Genomic DNA, 16,794 nt, shown 5'->3' on the forward strand with positions numbered 1-16,794 from the left:
TGACTGCGTGGTCGCCACCGGCAGCGCGCTCAGGTACGGCGCGCCGGCGAGCGACGCCGATGCGGCCGCGCACGGCTCCAGCAGGTTCGCGAGCGTCGCGTAGTCGGCCAGCGGCCGGCCGAACGACGGCACGGGCTGGCCGCCCGAGCGCACGACCGCGTTCGGCGCCATCCGCACGTTGATCTGCGGCTCGCCGACCACGACCGCGGTGATCCAGCCGCGGGTGTCCTGCTCGGCCGCCGCGAGCGACGCGCCGCCGCCGTTGCTGACCGACGCGGCGATCGTCGTGATGTCGCCCGCGCGATAGCGCACGCCGTGATGCGAACCGTCGACCAGCGGTCCGAACTGCTCGTTGAGCGCCCAGTACGCGAACTCGACCGACTGCAGCGTCACGCGCCCCCAGTCCTGCTCGGGATTCTGCTGCGAATGCGCGTGCTTGAACGCATAGCGGTTCGGGAAGCGGGAATTGAACGTGGCGAGATCGCCGCTGGTGACGTTCGCGGTGAACAGGCTCGAGGTGCCGGCCAGCACCGCGTTGGCGAGCGTGCCGTCGATCAGCGTGACGGTGTCCGACATGAGTTCGTGCGCGCCGTTGCCACCGCCCTTGTCGTTGTAGGCGACCGCGCAGCCGCGCTTGAGCGCCCATTCGCCGGCCGCGGAAATCGCGCCGTATACGCCGCGCGAGCCCGACGACGTCGCGGTGACGATGCACGGCTGCGCGGGATTGAAGCTGGCGGGCACCTGCACGAGCAGCGTGACGTTCTTGCTGCCGCTGCCATCGTCGGAGTACGCGAGATATTCGGTGCCGGGGATCTTGCCTTCGCCGAGCGTGTCGTTGCCGTCGAGGTCGACGTTCGGCCCCCAGAAGCGGCCGTAGCCGCCGTTTGCGCTCATGTCGACGAGCGCGCGGTAGTTCGACCAGATCGCGAGACGGCGCAACTCGGCGCTCGTCGGCCGGGCGGCATTCGCAAAACCGGGGGCCGTCGCGGAGCCGAGGCCCGTCTTGCCGAGGCCGGCCGTCAGCAGGTCGTCGCTCGCGCCGTCATAGGCCGTCGTGCGCACGCTGCCGGACACGAAACCGGGCAACCGGTTGCGCTCGGCCGACTCGTCGCCGTTGCAGGCGCCGAGTATCGCGACCGCGGCCAGCGCCGCGCCGAAAACCATCCGCCTGCCCCACCCGAGCCTCGTCATCGCCGCCCTCTCGATATCGTTATCGGTCCGCCGCCACTTCAAGCGGCTTGCGGCCTCTCAAGCGCAAACGGGCCCCGGCACGCCGGGGCCCGCCTGAAAACGGGCACATGCGGCGCTCGCGCGCCGCTGCCCGGCATTACTGCTGCTGAACCGTCAGCTTGTTCGTGACCGACGTCACGCCCTTCACACCCTTGGCTGCGGCTTCGGCCTTGTCGATCTGATCCTGGGCCGGCATCGTGCCTTCCAGCGTAATCGCGCCACCCTTCGAGCGCACGACGAGGTTCGACACGTTCACGCCGGCTTCCTTCGAAATCGCCTTGCGCACCGCGTAGCCGAGCTTGCGGTTCGCCTTCTTCGCGGTCTTCGCGGCGGCCTTCGGCGCGCTGGTCGCGGCCGCGGGCGCTTCCGTTGCCGCGGCATCGCTCGACTGCGCATACACGCTGCCCGACAGACAGGCCGCCACGGCGGCGACGCCCAACGCTCTCAACACGATCGACTTCATGCTATCTCCTTATCACTCCGGAACGGCCGTGCACAGTACGGCCGATTACCCCCAAAAACAGCCGGCCCGCGCGCGAACGGGCGGGACAGCCGGTGTTTTCCACGGCGATACGAGAGAGGCAAGGCGGGCTGGCGGTCGGCGCACGCGAAAGCGGGCCGGCCGGGCCGGACAGCCGCCGGCCGGACGCGCCCGGTCTGATTGCGTGCCGGGTCGCGCGCAAATCGGGCGCGGCTGCGTCGCACAATGTAATCCAGCGCCCGCGGAAGCGCAAAGCTTTTGACGCGGGGCCGCCCGCCACTGTCGCCGCGGGGCCGCGCCGGGCCGCCCCACTCGCGCACGCACGGCGAAACCGGGTACCATCGCCGCGAGCATCGGCATCGTCCATGACAACCGTCCGATCGTCACCGATACGTCACGCCAGCGTCATCCGCCGCCCCCATGAAGCCAGCCCGCCCTCGCCCGCCTCGCCGCATCCTCGCCCGCTTCGTCGCGGTGTCGTGGCGCGACCTCGCGCTGTCGATCGGCCCCACCGTGCTGCTCGCCGTCGCAGCCGTCTGGCTCGCGGTCAAGCTGATCCAGCCGGCACCGCCGTCCACGCTGGTGATCTCGTCCGGGCCGCCCGGCAGCACCTACTGGAACGCCGCGCAGAAATACAAGACGATCCTCGCGAAGAATGGCGTCACGCTCGACGTCCAGTCGTCCGAAGGGTCCGCCCAGAACCTCGCGCGGCTGTCGAACCCGAACGCGCCGGTCGACGTTGGCTTCGTGCAGAGCGGCATCGGCCCGAAGGAGCGCGACGAACACCTCGTGTCGCTCGGCAGCATCGGCTACGTGCCGCTCGCGATCATGTATCGCGGCCCGGTCGTCGCGCGCCTGTCCGACTTCAAGGGCAAGCGGCTCGCGCTCGGCGCGGAAGGCAGCGGCGCGCGCGAGCTGAGCCTCGCGCTGCTGAAGATGAACGGCATCGTGCCGGGCGGCACGACCGAACTGCTGCCGACCGCCGGCGAGGACGCGGCCACCGCGCTGCTCGACGGCAAGATCGACGCGGCCTTCCTGTCCGGCGACTCGACGCAGATCCCGGTGATGGCGAAGCTGTTCCGTGCGCCGGGCGTGCACGTGTATTCGTTCACGCAGGCCGAGGCGTACGCGCGGCGCTTTCCGTACCTGACCGCGATCACGCTGCCGATGGGCGTCTACGATCTCGGTCAGAATCTCCCGCCTGCCGACATCCACACGGTCGCGCCGACCATTGAGCTCGTCGCGCGCGACTCGCTGCACCCCGCGCTGTCCGACCTGCTGATCGAGGCCGCACGCGAGGTGCACGGCCACGCGACGATCCTGCAGCACGCGGGCGAATTCCCGTCGCCCGTCACGCGCGGCTTCCAGCTCTCCGACGACGCCGCGCGCTACTACAAATCAGGGAAGACCTTCCTGTACCGGCGGCTGCCGTTCTGGGTCGCGAGCCTCGTCGACCGGCTGCTCGTCGTGGTCGTGCCGCTGATCGTCGTGCTGATCCCGGGGCTGCGCCTCGTGCCGTCGCTGTACGGCTGGCGCGTGCGCTCGCGCATCTATCGCTGGTACGGCGCGCTGATCGCGCTCGAGCGCAGCGCGCTCGGCGAGCACACGGCCGAGGAGCGCGTGCAGTTGCTCGACGAGCTCGACGACATCGAGGAAGCCGTGAACCGGATGAAGATGCCGCTGGCGTATGCCGGGCAGTTCTACGTGCTGCGCGAGCACATCGGCTTCGTGCGCGAACGGCTCACCGCGCACGACCACGATGCGCCGGCAGGCCCGCCCGGCGCGGGCGAAGCACCGCCTGAGCGTGCCGGGGCCGCGCCGCCGCCGGCCGGCGATCCCCCTCGGGCGACTCCCGGTTCCGCGTGAGCGGACGATCCGCGATCATTGCCGCATGCGCGTGCCGCCGCGTAACATGGAGGCCGCCGCCAGGCGCCGCACGCCCCACCCACTGGAGATCGACATGACAACCGGCCTCGATACCGCCCAGCCTGCCTGGTTCTTCGACTTCGTGTCGCCGTTCTCCTACCTGCTCCTCGAACAGCATGACAAGTGGCCCGATGTGCCGTTCGAACCCGTCGCCGTGTCGCTGCCCGACCTGCAGCGTCACTGGGGGCAGCGCTCCGGCGCCGACGTGCCGGCCAAGCGCGTGTTCACGTACCGTCACGCGCTGTTCCGCGCGGAGCAGCTCGGCATCCGCTTCAAGATGCCGCCCGCGCACCCGTTCGAATCGGACAAGCTGCTGCGCCTCGCGATCGCGCTGCGCGCCGATATCGCGACCGTGCGGGAGATATTCCGCTTCATCTGGCGCGACGGCAACGATCCGTCGACGCCGGAAGGGTTCGCGGCACTGTGCGAGCGCGTCGGCGTCGGTCATGGCGACGAGCTGATCGAATTCGAGGAGACCACCGCGCAACTGGCCCGCAACAATGCCGATGCGATCGCGCTCGGCGTGTTCGGCGTGCCGACGTTCTGGATGAACCAGCAACTGTTCTGGGGCGAGGACGCGCTGCCGATGGTGCTGTACTGCGCACGCACGCCGAACTGGCTCGAATCGCGCGAGGTCAAGCGGATCAGCACGCTGCCGAAGGGCCGGGTGTGATGGCCGGTATCACGCACGCCAACGCGCGGCTGCGGTAAGGTTACGCTTCACCCGAATCACCCCCTACGATGGAAGACGACGACCGTACCGCCTCGCTCGATATCTGGCTCGTGCGCGTGTTGCGCACGCTGCTGCTCGAGCGCAGCGTCACGCAGGCCGCGCTGCGGCTGAACCAGACCCAGCCCGCGATCAGCACCGCGCTGCGCAAGCTGCGCGAGACGCTGAACGACCCGATCCTCGTGCGCGGCAAATCCGGGATGGTGCCGACCGAATACGGCGCGTCGCTGCTCGAGGCCGCGCAGCGCGCGCTGCGCGAGGTCGACTTCATCGCGACGCCGCATGGCGACTTCGATCCGTCGTCCGCACGGCGCACGTTCCGCGTCGCCGCGCCCGATTACCTGAACGATTTCTTCATGCCGACGCTGATCGAGCGCTTTCGCGACGCGGCGCCGCATGCCCATCTGGAAATCGATTCGCTGAATCCCGCACTCGATCACGCGGGCGCGCTCGAATCGGGCGCGCTCGATCTCGTGATCGGCAACTGGCCGAAGCCCGACCCGCAGTTCGCGCGTCAGGACCTGTTCTCCGACACGATCGTGTGCCTGATGCGCGATGCGCACCCGCTCGCGCGCGTGCCGCTCACGCGTGAAGCGTACGCGTCGGCCGCGCACGTCGCGCCGACGCCATACACCGGCGACAAGCGCAATGCGATCGAGATCGGCCTCGCGCGCGCGCGCCTCACGCGGCGCATCGTGACGACGCTGCCGTACTTCGGGATCGTGCCGCAGGTGCTGCTGCAGTCGGACCTGATCTTCACGACGACGCGCCGCTTCGCGACGCACTACGCGCAGTTGCTGCCGCTCGTGGTCGTCACGCCGCCCGTGCCGTTCCCGCGCATCAAGAGCTACCTGCTCACGCATCCGCAGCCCGACCGCCCGACCGACATCGCGTGGCTGTGCGCGCTGATGCAGAGCGTGTCCGACGAGTTGACGGTGCCCCGCAGCCGCAAGCGCTGAGCCGCGGCACAGAACGGGGCGCGGCCGCTCAGGCCGTGCAGAAGGTTTCCTGCAGATGGGTCCAGCGCACGACGCCCGCCGCGTCGCGCTCGAACACGGCGGTTGCACGGCGCGCGGGCAGTTCGCCCGAGGCCGCGTGCTGCGCCTCGAGATAGGTGACGGTCGCATGCGACGCGTCGGCCGCGAGCACGCGAGTGTCCGACAGCGTGATGCGCAGCCCCGGCTTCGCGCCGGCGAGCTTCGCGAACAGCGCGCGCGTACCGTCATGATCGACCTCGCGGCCGTCGGTCAGGATCATCGTGAATTCGGCGGAAAACGCGGCGAGCAGCGCATCGAGCGCCTCGGGCGCGGTATCGACGCCGGACAGCCAGCGCTCGATGGCGCCAAGGCTCGCATCGAGCGTGTCGAGATAAACCTGATGATCGGACATGGTAGGTGCACGGTAAGGCGCGGCCCGGTGCCGCGCGTCGTCGTGCAGTGTATGCAAAATCGCGCGGCCTTGCGCTGGCCGCGCGGTGCTACCGCGCGCAGGACACGTCGTCGCGCGCACGCCCCGCTGCGGCGGCCTTCGCGTCGGCCACCGGCATGCCCGAGCGCGCCTGCAGCAGCTCCGCGCACACGGCCACCGCGATCGCGCCCGGGGCCTTGTCGACGATGCCCGCGACGCCGATCGGGCACACCATCTCCACGAGCCGCGCCGGATCGACGCCGCGCGCCGCGAGCCGGCGCTCGAACTTCACGCGCTTGGTGCGCGAGCCGATCATCCCGAAGTACGCGTAGTCGCGCCGCCGCATGATCTGCGCGGCGAGCGAGAAGTCGAGCGCGTGGTTGTGCGTCATCACGAGGAAGTACGCGCCGGGCGGCGCGGCGTCGACGACGGCCTCCGGCGTGTCGGTCGGCTCCGGCTGCACGTTCGGCGGACATTCGTCCGGGAACAGCTCGTCGCGCGTGTCGACCCACTGCACGACGCACGGCAGCGCGCCGAGCAGCGTAACCAGCGCGTGACCGACGTGCCCGGCGCCGAACAGCACGATGTGCATCGGCGTGGGCGTGCCGGTCGCGCGGTTGCGCTGGCCGGTGCCCGGCTCGAACGCCGGGGTCGACGCGGTGCGGAGCGAGCGTGCGGGGCCGTTCATGTCAGCCTCCGCCGGGCCGCCCCAAGGAGGCTGACCGCCCCCTCGGGGGGCAGTGAACGAAGTGAGCGTGGGGGCTGTTTCATCTCAGCCTCCGCCGGGCCGCCCCAAGGAGGCTGACCACCCCCTCGGGGGGGCGTGAACGAAGTGAGCGTGGGGGCTGTTTCATCTCAGCCTCCGCCGGGCCGCCCCAAGGAGGCTGACCACCCCCTCGGGGGGCCGTGAACGAAGTGAGCGCGGGGGCCGTTTCATGTCAGCCTGCCCGACCGGCGCGTGCCGCACGCACCGCGCTGACCGCACGCAGGATCGACTCGCCGGTAGCCGGCGCGTCGAGCGGCGGGTTCACCTTGTAGTCGCCGACCGCAGCGACCGCATCGCGCACCGCGAAGAACACCGAGAACGGCAGCAGCAGCGGCGGCTCGCCGACGGCCTTCGAACGGTGGATGCTGTCCTCGACGTTGCGGTTCTTGAACAGCAGCACGTTGAATTCCGGCGGCGTGTCGTTCACCGTCGGGATCTTGTACGTGGACGGCGCATGCGTCATCAGCTTGCCGCCCTTGTTCCACCACAGCTCCTCGGTCGTGAGCCAGCCCATCCCCTGGATGAACGCGCCTTCGACCTGGCCGATGTCGAGCGCCGGGTTCAGCGACGCGCCCACGTCGTGCAGCGCATCGACGCGCAGCGTGCGCATCTCGCCCGTCAGCGTGTCGATCACGACTTCCGACACGGCCGCGCCGTACGAGTAGTAGTAGAACGGCCGGCCCTGCAGCTTCGACTGGTCCCAGTACAGCTTCGGCGTCGCGTAGAAACCGTCGGACCACAGCTGCACGCGCGCGAGGTACGCCTTCGCGATCACTTCGCCGAACGGCACGTTGTGGCCGCCGACCGACACGAAGTCGTTGCCGAACCTCACATCGGCCGCATCGACCTTGCCGTCGCCGAACTGCTTCGCCGCGAACACCGCAAGCCGTTCGCGCAGCTGGCGCGCCGCATCCTGCGCGGCCTTGCCGTTCAGGTCCGAGCCCGTCGACGCGGCGGTCGCGGACGTGTTCGCCACCTTGCTGGTGTCGGTCGCCGTCACGCGGATCCGGCCGAAGCGGATGCCGAGCTCGTGCGCGACGACCTGCGCGACCTTCGTATTGAGCCCCTGCCCCATCTCCGTGCCGCCGTGGTTCACGAGCACCGAGCCGTCGGTGTAGATGTGCACCAGTGCGCCGGCCTGGTTGAAGTGCGTGACGTTGAACGCAATGCCGAACTTCACCGGCGTGATCGCGATGCCCTTCTTCAGCACCGTGTTGCGTGCGTTGAATTCGCGCACGCCCGCACGCCGCGCGCGGTAGTCGCTCGTCGTTTCGAGTTCGCCGAGCAGCTCCTGCAGCACGTTGTCCTCGACCGTCTGCCCGTACGGCGTGACGTTGCGCTCGGTCTTGCCATACAGGTTCGCGTAGCGGACGTCGAGCGGATCGCGATCGAGCGAGCGCGCGACGTCGTCGAGGATGTACTCGATCGCGAACGCGCCCTGCGGGCCGCCGAAGCCGCGGAACGCGGTGTTCGACTGCGTGTTGGTCTTGCCGCAGTAGCCGGCGATATCGACGTCGCCGAGCCAGTACGCGTTGTCGAAGTGGCACACCGCACGCGTCATCACCGGGCCCGACAGGTCGGCCGAGAAGCCGCAGCGCGACGTCATGTCGAGCGCCACGCCGTCGATACGGCCGTCGTCGTCGTAGCCGACGTCGAAGCGGTAATGGAAGTCGTGCCGCTTGCCGGTGATCATCATGTCGTCGTCACGGTCCGGACGCAGCTTCACCGGGCACAGCAGCTTCCACGCGGCGAGCGCCGCGCAGCACGCGAACAGGCCCGACTGCGATTCCTTGCCGCCGAACCCGCCGCCCATCCGGCGACATTCGACGAGCACGTTGTGCGACGCGACGCCGAGCACATGCGCGACGAGGTGCTGCATCTCGCTCGGGTGCTGCGTCGAGCAGTACACGTGCATCCCGTCGTCGTCCTTCGGCACGGCGTACGCGATCTGCCCTTCGAGGTAGAACTGCTCCTGGCCGCCGAGCAGCATTTCGCCCGACTCGCGGTGCGGCGCGACGGCGAGCCGCGCGGCCGCGTCGCCGCGCGCAAGCTTCAGCGGCGGGATCACGTAGGTTTCGGCCGCGCGCGCTTCCTGCGCGGTGAGGATCGCCGGCAGTTCCTCGTAGTCGACCTGCGCGCGGCGCGCGGCGAGCCGCGCGGTTTCATGCGACGTCGCGACGACGATGAACATCGGCTGGCCGACGAACTGCACGATGCCCTTCGCGAGCACCGGGTCGTCGTGGATGATCGGGCCGCAGTCGTTGACGCCCGGGATGTCGTCGGCCGTGAACACGGCGACCACGCCCGGCGTCGCGCGCACCGCGTCGAAGTTCATCGACACGATCTTCGCGTGCGGTTTCGCCGACAGGCCGAGCGCCGCGTGCAGCGTGCCCGCGACGACCGGGATGTCGTCGGTGTAAGTGGCACGGCCGCTGACGTGCAGGTGCGCGGATTCGTGCGCGCGCGATACGTGGACCTGCGCCGCGTCGGCTTGCGGGTCGAGGGTGCTCAGGAACGGTTCTGCTTGCTGGTTCATGTTCGGTGTTCTCCGTCTTCAGACGCGCGCCGCGTCGGTGCCGAGTTCGGCGGCCACTTCACGCACATTCAGGGCTTGCGGCGGCAGCGGGTCGTGCGGGCGCGTCTCCAGCCAGAATCGGTACATCAGGTTCTTCGCGGTATCGAGGCGGTACGTGCTCGTCGCGCGCATGTCGGACAGCGGCTGGTAGTCGCGCTCGAGCGCCTGCATCGCGGCCTGCGCGGTGGCTTCATGCCACAGCGCGCCGTCGAGCACGGCTTCCGTGTGCGTTGCGCGCTTCGGCGTCGCGGCCATCCCGCCGAACGCGATGCGCGGCTCGCGGATCGTGTCGCCGTCGGCGATGAACGCGAACGCCGCGCAGACGGCCGAGATGTCCGAGTCGAACCGCTTCGACAGCTTGTACGTGCGGAATTGCAACTGCTCGCGCGCGCCGGTGCGGGTCGGCACCTTCAGGCCGATGACGAATTCGTGCGGCGCCATGTCCTTCTGCTGGTAGCCCGTGTACAGCGCCTCGAGCGGCAGCTCGCGCACCGTGTCGCCGCCGCGCAGCACCACGCGCGCGCCGAGCGCGATCAGGCCCGGCATCGAATCGCCGATCGGCGAGCCGTTCGCGACGTTGCCGCCGATCGTGCCCGCGTTGCGGATCGGCAGCGACGCGAAGCGCTTCCACATCTCGGTCAGTTCCGGATACTGGCCGGCCAGCGCCGCATACGCCTTCTCGACCGTCACGCCCGCGCCGATCTCGATCCAGTCGCCGCGCTCCGCGAGGCGCTGCAGTTCGGCGATCTGGCCGACGTAGATCAGGTCGTCGAGCCGGCGCATCTGCTTGGTGACCCACAGGCCGATGTCGGTGCTGCCCGCGAGAATGCGCGCGTCGGGCCGCTCGACCTTCAGCGCGGCCAGCGCGTCGAGCGTGCGCGGCGCCGCGAAGCGCGCGCCGTTGATCGTCGTGTAGTCGAACGTATCGTCGCGCTTGAGCGACGCGAGCGTGCGGGCCAGCGCGGCCGTGTCGACCGGGGCCGACGGCGCCGGCGCATCGAACATCTGCACGGCCGCATCGACGATCGGGCGATAGCCGGTGCAACGACACAGGTTGCCGGTCAGCGCATCGGCGATCTCGGTACGCGTCGGCACGTCCTTCGCCTTCGCGCACGTGCCGGCGCTGCCGCAGCCTTCGTGGCCGTGCTTCTCGTACAGCGCCCACATCGACATCACGAAGCCGGGTGTGCAGAACCCGCATTGCGAACCGTGGCAGTCGACCATCGCCTGCTGCACCGGATGCAGCGCGCCGTCCGGCTGACGCAAGTCCTCGACCGTGAGCAGCGCCTTGCCGTCCAGCGTCGGCAGGAACTGGATGCATGCGTTGACGGCCTTGAACTCGACCGCGCCGGCGTCGGTCAGCTCGCCGACGACGACCGTGCACGCGCCGCAGTCGCCTTCCGCGCAGCCTTCCTTGGTGCCGGTGCAATGCGCGTCCTCGCGCAGGTATTGCAGCACGGTGCGGGTAACGTCCGCGCCGCTGACTTCGCGGATCGCGTGACGATGGTAGAAGCGGATCGGCTCACTCATGTCTCGATGATTCTTCAAATGGGGGGCAAGGCGGCCCGCGCAGTGCGCTCGACCGACGTTTTTCTGACAGTTTGCACGCTATCACCATCAAATTCCGCAACCCATAGCCCATCACGCATGGGGCCCATATAACTGCCGCGATATGAGCGCCGGGGCCGCCCGGCGGCCTTTCCACACGGCGCTCCCGGCCCCTTCCCTGCGCCCCCGCAACCGTCCGTCATCCTCAAAAACAGGTCGCGATTAACTAAATGGTACCTGCGTGAAAACCGGTTCCATGGGAAAATCCCGATTCCCTTTTTCGCCGTCCTCCGTCCGTTTCGTTCATTCGTTCCGACCCCATGTCAACCGATTCCGCCACACCGCCGCGCAGCGGGTTCGCGGTCACGCTGCAAATCGTGTCCGTCGTCTGCTTCACGTTCATCTGCTACCTGACCATCGGCCTGCCGCTCGCGGTGCTGCCGGGCTTCGTCCATGACGACCTCGGCTTTTCCGCGATCGTCGCGGGCGGCGCGATCAGCGTCCAGTATTTCGCGACGCTCGCGTCGCGGCCGCTCGCCGGGCGCCTGGCCGATACGCTCGGGCCGAAGCAGACGGTGCTGCGCGGGCTGGTCGGTTGCGGCGTGTCAGGCGTGCTGCTGCTCGTCGCGCTGCTGCTCGCGCACTGGCCGGTCGCGAGCCTCGTGCTGCTGGTCGCGAGCCGGCTCGTGCTCGGCGTCGGCGAAAGCCTGTGCGGCACCGGTGCGATCCTGTGGGGCATCGGCCGGGTCGGCGTCACGCACAACGCGAAGGTGATCTCGTGGAACGGCATCGCGACCTACGGCGCGCTCGCGTTGGGCGCACCGGTCGGCGTCGCGATCGCGCATACGCTGAATCCGGCGCTGATCGGCGTGATCGTGATCGCGCTCGCCGCGACCGGCTTCTACCTCGCGCGCCTGATCGCTTCCGTGCCGCTCGTGCACGGCGAGCGGATGTCGTACGCGAGCGTGTTCACGCGCGTGCTGCCGCACGGCCTCGGCCTCGCGCTCGGCTCGGCCGGCTTCGGCTCGATCGCGACCTTCGTCACGCTGTACTACGCGGCGCGCCACTGGCCGAACGCCGCGCTGTCGCTGACCGTGTTCGGCACGCTGTTCATCGGTGCGCGCCTGCTGTTCGCGAACACGATCAAGACCTACGGCGGCTTCCGCGTTGCGATCGTGTCGTTCGCGTTCGAATGCTCGGGCCTCGTGCTGCTGTGGCTCGCGCCCGTGCCGCACGTCGCGCTGATTGGCGCCGCACTGACCGGCTTCGGCTTCGCGCTGATCTTCCCGGCGCTCGGCGTCGAGGCCGTCGCGCTCGTGCCGCCCGCGAGCCGTGGCGCGGCGCTGTCCGCGTACTCGGTGTTCCTCGACCTGTCGCTCGGCATCACGGGCCCGCTCGCCGGCTATGTCGCAGGCGCGTTCGGCTATCCGCAGGTATTCCTGTTCGCGGCGGTGGCGGCTGCCGCGGGTGTCGCGCTGTCGATGATGCTGTACCAGCGACAGGCGCGGGTGGCGGGAAGCGGCGCGGCGGCTTGATCGCGCTGTTCGTTACAAGGAGGTCGGTCGCAAAAATCACGCCGCCGGCCGCCAAATAGAAAACGCCCGCATCGCGCGGGCGTTTTTGTATCCGGACGGGGCCGGGCGGCAGGCGAGCCGATCAGGCGGCCCGGAGAAACAACCGCCGCGTCAGGTCGAACGCGACCAGGTTGCCGGCCACCACCAGCAGCAGCCCGACCACCGCGAGCGGCGACCACTGGTAGCCCTCGAACACCGTCGACACGGCCAGCGCGACGATCGGGAACAGCACCGTGCAGTACGCGGCACGCTCCGGCCCGATCCGGCCGACGAGGGTCAGATAGGCGGTAAAGCCGATCACCGAACCGGGCACGGCCAGGTACACGAGCGCACCGAGATAGCGCGGGCTCGTGTCGAGCGTGAACGGCAATCCGGCCACCGCGCTGCCGACGGTCAGGATCGTCGCGCCGATCAGCATCGCCCAGCCGTTGGTCACGAGCGGGTGCAGCCCCATCGACTGCATCCGGCTCGACAGCAGGTTGCCGGCCGAGAAGCACATCGTGCCCGCAAACGCGATCGCGAGCCCCATCCAGGTCGCGTGGTCGTCGAGATGGCCGGCCATCTGCTGCCAGAACAGGCACGCGATGCCGACCAGCCCGAGCAGCGCACCGGCGATCGCCGACGGCCACAGCGGACGGCCCATGAACAGTCGGCCGTTGATCGAGTTCAGCAACGGCGCGGTCGAGAAGATCACCGCGACGAGGCCGCTCGGCACGACCTGTTCCGAATAGTAGAAGCACAGGAAGTTCAGGCAGAACAACGCGAAACCCTGCGCCAGGAGAAAGCGCCACGCTTCGCGCGGCGGGCGCACCGGCCGGCGCATCACGCGCAGCAGCGCGAACAGCACGGCGGCCGCGAGCCAGAAGCGCCATGCGATCGACACGGGCGGCGGCACGGAGCCGAGCTGCCACTTGATCGCGATCCAGGTGGTGCCCCAGATCAGCACGGTGACGAAATAAAGCGACAGGTTCATGGCGACAACGATCCTAAAAGCAGGTGAAACGGATCCCGACTATGCCGCCGGCCGGCGCGCGCCGATTGTCCGGAATTGCGGTCTTTTTCGGGCCGCCGCACGCGGCGCCGCGCGCCCGCTTATACTCGGCCCATCATGAGCCTCTCCCTTTCCGCGCCCCCCGTCGACCACCCCGCCGCCCTGGCCAGCGGCGATCTGCCGTTCGGCCTGCAGTCGGTCTGCCGCACGCTCGCGGACGCGAACGCGACGCTCGAGCGCTTCGCGTGGCTCGGCGACCATCTGGCGATCGCCGAATGGACGCGGATCACCGACGAAAGCGAGACGGTCTACGAGCAGCCGGGCCACCACACGCTGTCGTGCTACCTCGACGGCGGCTACCGGACCGAACGCCAGCGCGTGCCGCGCTACGGCGCGCCGAGCCTGCTGTGCGCGCTGCCGGGCGACCATGAATCGCGCTGGTGGGTACGCGGCGAGATGCACTTCATCCACCTGTATTTCCTGCCCGAGCACTTCACGCAGCGTGCGATCCGCGAACTCGACCGCGAGCCGCGCGAGCTGAAACTCGCCGACCGCACCTATTTCGAGGATGCGCGCGTCGCCGCGCTGCTGCGCTCGCTCGCACTGGACGGCTGGGACGATGCCGACGAACGGCTGCGCGTGAACGAAACCGCGCACGAGGTGCTGAGCCTGCTGCTGCGCGGGCAGAGCACGACCCGCACCGACACGTCGTTCCGCGGTGGGCTCGCACCGGCCGTGCGCCGCCGCGTGCGCGACTACATCGACACGTACCTGACGCAACCGCTGACGCTCGGCGAACTCGCCGACGTCGCCGCGCTGTCCGAGTACCACTTCTCGCGGATGTTCCGGCTGTCGTTCGGCCGCGCACCGCACGCATGGGTGGCCGAGCAGCGGCTGGCGCGGGCGCGCGAGCTGCTGCGCACGACGGCGCTGCCGCTCGCGCAGATCGCGGCCGACTGCGGCTACGCGAACGCCGGCCATTTCAGCCATCGCTTCCGCGACGCGCACGGCACGACGCCGAATACGTACCGGCGCGCGATGCTGGGCCGCTGAGCGCGGCCCCTTACCTCGTTTTCCTGCTTACGCGCCGCGCCGCGACAGTTCCTGTTCGAGCGCCGCGACGCCGGCCGGCAGGTCGACCGGCACCTTCAGGTCGACCATCGTGCGGCCGAACGCATGCAGCGTGCGGAACAGGTTGTGTTCCCGGCACTGCTCGCCCATCTGCCCGATCCGCACGATCGGCAAGCCGAACGAGCCCGAAATCTCGACCTGGTACTGCTTCGAGATATGGCCGCAGACCATCCCCGGCGTGAGCCCTTCCGGCGTCTCGATCCCGACCACTGAATTGAGCCGGCAGTCCTTCGGCGCATAGAGCTTGAGCCCCATCGACTCGACGCCGGCCTGCAGCGCGAGCGAACAGCGCAGGTGGCGCGCGAAGCGGCTTTCGAGCGTCTCCGCGCAGACGAGCCGCAGCGCCTCGTGCAGCGCGAGCACGCCCGACACGGGCGCCGTGTAGTGATAGCCGGCGTTGTGCCAGAAGTTCTCCGCGAGCGCCATGTCGAGGCACCAGTGCGCGTTCGGTTCGGGGCGCTGTTTCATGCGGTTCCAGGCGGCGTCGGAAAACGCGATCAGCGACACGCCCGGGATCGACGACAGCCCCTTCTGGCCGCCGGTGATCACCGCGTCGATGCCCCACGCGTCCATCTCGAGCGGCATCGTCGACAGCGTGCACACCGCGTCGACCACGACCAGCGCGCCGGCCGCCTTCGCGAGCGCCGCGATGTCGCGCAGGTCGCGGTTCCACACGGTGTTCGACGTCTCGCCCTGCACGATCGTGACGATCTCGGGCCGCTCGCGCGCGATCGCATCCGCGATCTCGTCGAGGCTGGCAACCGCGCGGTCGGCCACTTCGAGCGTCGCGACTTCGGCGCCGACACGCGTGGCCATCTCGGCCATCCGCGCGCTGAAGAAGCCGTTGCGGATCGACAGCACGCGCGTCCCGCGCCATGCGAGGTTCGAGATCGCCATTTCCATCGCGGCCGAACCGGGGCCCGCGACGCCGAGCACCCACTTCGTGCGGGTCTGGAACACGTAGCGCGCCATCTCCTTCACCTGCTCGATGATCTTCGCCATCGTCGCGCCGAGGTGGTTGATCACGACCGTGTTCGCCTTCGCGACGGCGGCCGGAATCGGGACCGGGCCGGCCCCCATCATCAGCAGCGGTTCTTCGGGCAGGATCGCGTCGAGCGGCACGACGACGGGACAGGGAATCGGCGAGTAATCGATGGACATGGCAGGTAAAAGGTGAGGGAAGGAAGTGCACGGACGCCCGCCACGCTGCATGGCGAACTCATCGATCATTCCGCGTTCCGCCGCCTCGCGCAAGAGGCACGCGCGGCCGGACAGCGCGACGGTGGCCCGGTCGCCGGACCGGGCCAGCCGGCCGTGCGCGGGCTGCGCGCCAGTCATCCGGTTTGAAAAAGATTGCCGGCCAGGTTGTGAAACGGTTCCACTCGTGCGTCAAGCGCACGATTTACTCCATCAATAACACCGCGATTCGCCGACATCGCCGCTTCAGCGCGACTTCTGTATCGAACGAAATAGGCTGGATCCGTGCTAAAAATCGCCACGCGGAATCCGATACGCAAAACCTTCGCACGGCCCAAAAAACATCCATTATTTCGGCATGTATTGGGGCACGCTTCCTTGAAATACCGAAACAAGCCTGCCCAAATAGTTCACAACTTATTGATTAACATAGGAAATATTCGCACGCCCCATACTCGCTCGAATACCGTGCCGCCTTTGAACGGCAGGCATGCGAGACAGCGCAACGTTTAACGCGTTACCCCCTATTTCGATTTTCCGCAACCCGCCCCTTTTCTCAGGTTGACGGATATCGCTTCTGTATTGAACAATCATCTGCGGAATCGAAAAAAACGATTTTTCGATACGATGGAAAAACTGGGAGCCGCGCGAGGCGCTTTTGAGGTCGCGCGGCTTAAAACCACAACCATAATCAATCAACCGGGCCAGAAATACGCAAGCCATGAACCAGATTCAGACCATGCGTGTATTCGTCTGCGTCGCCGAGCAGCAGAGCTTCCGGCGCGCGGCGCACCATCTCGGCGTGTCCAATGCACTCGTCACGCGTTCGATCGCGATGCTCGAGGGCCACCTGAACACCCGGCTGATCCACCGCACCACGCGGAACCTGTCGCTCACCGAGGCCGGCGTGCGCTACCTCGACGGGTGCCGCGCGCTGCTCGAGGAATTCGACCACCTCGAATCGTCCGTCGCGCATGCCGTGCGCGAACCGGCCGGCACGCTGCGCGTCGTCGCGTCGGGCCTGCTGTCGCCGCTGGCGCTGACACCGCTCGTCAGCAGCTTCCGGCACCGCTACCCGGAGTTGCGCGTGCAGCTGACCGTCGCCGAGGGGCCGCTCGACGTGCTCGATTCGGGTTACGACGTCGGCATCGTCACGGGCACCCGGCTCGACGGCAACCCGACGCTGATCGGTCACGCGCTCGCACCGAACCCGTTCGTCGCGGTCGCGGCGCCGGCCT

15 protein-coding genes are annotated in these 16,794 nt (G+C 68.7%); 6 read left to right on the forward strand and 9 right to left on the reverse strand.

The annotated features are described in order from the left end of the window. The coding region (locus G3N99_RS18830) for a D-(-)-3-hydroxybutyrate oligomer hydrolase (RefSeq protein ID WP_241011737.1) at positions 1-1,191 on the reverse strand (1,191 nt) is incomplete at its 3' end. 136 nt (positions 1,192-1,327) lie between these two features. Continuing rightward, complete coding sequence (locus G3N99_RS18835; RefSeq protein ID WP_174931066.1) at positions 1,328-1,693, reverse strand: BON domain-containing protein; 366 nt, start codon at positions 1,691-1,693, stop codon at positions 1,328-1,330. A gap of 438 nt (positions 1,694-2,131) precedes the next feature. Here G3N99_RS18835 and G3N99_RS18840 point away from each other — a divergent pair, with 438 nt between their 5' ends. The 3 genes from G3N99_RS18840 (at position 2,132) to G3N99_RS18850 (ending at position 5,326) form a co-directional block, all read left to right on the forward strand. Next, positions 2,132-3,577: a TAXI family TRAP transporter solute-binding subunit gene (locus G3N99_RS18840; protein ID WP_206123165.1), complete on the forward strand. Its 1,446-nt coding sequence runs from the start codon at positions 2,132-2,134 to the stop codon at positions 3,575-3,577. Between the two features lie 94 nt (positions 3,578-3,671). After that, positions 3,672-4,310, forward strand: a complete 639-nt coding sequence (locus G3N99_RS18845; RefSeq protein WP_174939406.1) for a 2-hydroxychromene-2-carboxylate isomerase — start codon at positions 3,672-3,674, stop codon at positions 4,308-4,310. Between the two features lie 68 nt (positions 4,311-4,378). Further along, complete coding sequence (locus G3N99_RS18850) at positions 4,379-5,326, forward strand: LysR family transcriptional regulator (protein WP_043189348.1); 948 nt, start codon at positions 4,379-4,381, stop codon at positions 5,324-5,326. A gap of 28 nt (positions 5,327-5,354) precedes the next feature. On the opposite strand, the gene G3N99_RS18855 is transcribed toward G3N99_RS18850, so the two are convergent. The 4 genes from G3N99_RS18855 to xdhA all read right to left on the reverse strand — a co-directional run bounded on the left by G3N99_RS18855 (position 5,355) and on the right by xdhA (position 10,645). After that, positions 5,355-5,756: a nuclear transport factor 2 family protein gene (locus G3N99_RS18855; protein ID WP_174939405.1), complete on the reverse strand. Its 402-nt coding sequence runs from the start codon at positions 5,754-5,756 to the stop codon at positions 5,355-5,357. Between the two features lie 88 nt (positions 5,757-5,844). Next, on the reverse strand, positions 5,845-6,462 hold the full coding sequence (xdhC, locus tag G3N99_RS18860; RefSeq protein ID WP_206123166.1) for a xanthine dehydrogenase accessory protein XdhC: 618 nt from the start codon (positions 6,460-6,462) through the stop codon (positions 5,845-5,847). Positions 6,463-6,712: 250 nt separating this feature from the next. After that, the gene (gene xdhB, locus G3N99_RS18865) at positions 6,713-9,076 is read right to left on the reverse strand and encodes a xanthine dehydrogenase molybdopterin binding subunit (RefSeq protein ID WP_206123167.1); all 2,364 of its coding nucleotides are present in this window, start codon (positions 9,074-9,076) and stop codon (positions 6,713-6,715) included. 18 nt (positions 9,077-9,094) lie between these two features. Beyond that, positions 9,095-10,645, reverse strand: coding sequence for a xanthine dehydrogenase small subunit (xdhA, locus tag G3N99_RS18870; protein ID WP_206123168.1), 1,551 nt, complete (start codon positions 10,643-10,645; stop codon positions 9,095-9,097). 338 nt (positions 10,646-10,983) lie between these two features. Between xdhA and G3N99_RS18875 the strand changes: the two genes are divergently transcribed. After that, positions 10,984-12,198 (forward strand): MFS transporter, encoded by a 1,215-nt coding sequence (locus G3N99_RS18875; RefSeq protein WP_206123169.1) that lies wholly within the window; start codon positions 10,984-10,986, stop codon positions 12,196-12,198. A gap of 121 nt (positions 12,199-12,319) precedes the next feature. Here the strand turns inward: G3N99_RS18875 and G3N99_RS18880 are convergent, their stop codons facing one another. Beyond that, entirely contained in the window at positions 12,320-13,210 is an 891-nt protein-coding gene (locus G3N99_RS18880; protein ID WP_206123170.1) for an EamA family transporter, read from the reverse strand. 135 nt (positions 13,211-13,345) lie between these two features. Between G3N99_RS18880 and G3N99_RS18885 the strand changes: the two genes are divergently transcribed. Next, positions 13,346-14,281, forward strand: coding sequence for an AraC family transcriptional regulator (locus G3N99_RS18885; protein WP_174940686.1), 936 nt, complete (start codon positions 13,346-13,348; stop codon positions 14,279-14,281). Positions 14,282-14,308: 27 nt separating this feature from the next. On the opposite strand, the gene G3N99_RS18890 is transcribed toward G3N99_RS18885, so the two are convergent. Both G3N99_RS18890 and G3N99_RS18895 read right to left on the reverse strand, forming a co-directional pair. Beyond that, entirely contained in the window at positions 14,309-15,520 is a 1,212-nt protein-coding gene (locus tag G3N99_RS18890) for an alanine--glyoxylate aminotransferase family protein (protein WP_174939390.1), read from the reverse strand. Positions 15,521-15,973: 453 nt separating this feature from the next. Next, entirely contained in the window at positions 15,974-16,279 is a 306-nt protein-coding gene (locus G3N99_RS18895) for a hypothetical protein (RefSeq protein WP_174940684.1), read from the reverse strand. Here G3N99_RS18895 and G3N99_RS18900 point away from each other — a divergent pair. Then, positions 16,278-16,794 (forward strand): LysR family transcriptional regulator (locus G3N99_RS18900; protein ID WP_206123171.1); only part of this gene is annotated, 517 nt, incomplete at its 3' end. The genes G3N99_RS18895 and G3N99_RS18900 overlap by 2 nt on opposite strands.

The sequence above is a fragment of the Burkholderia sp. Ac-20392 genome, from assembly GCF_017104585.1.
In the GTDB taxonomy this organism is placed as follows: Bacteria; Pseudomonadota; Gammaproteobacteria; order Burkholderiales; family Burkholderiaceae; genus Burkholderia; species Burkholderia lata.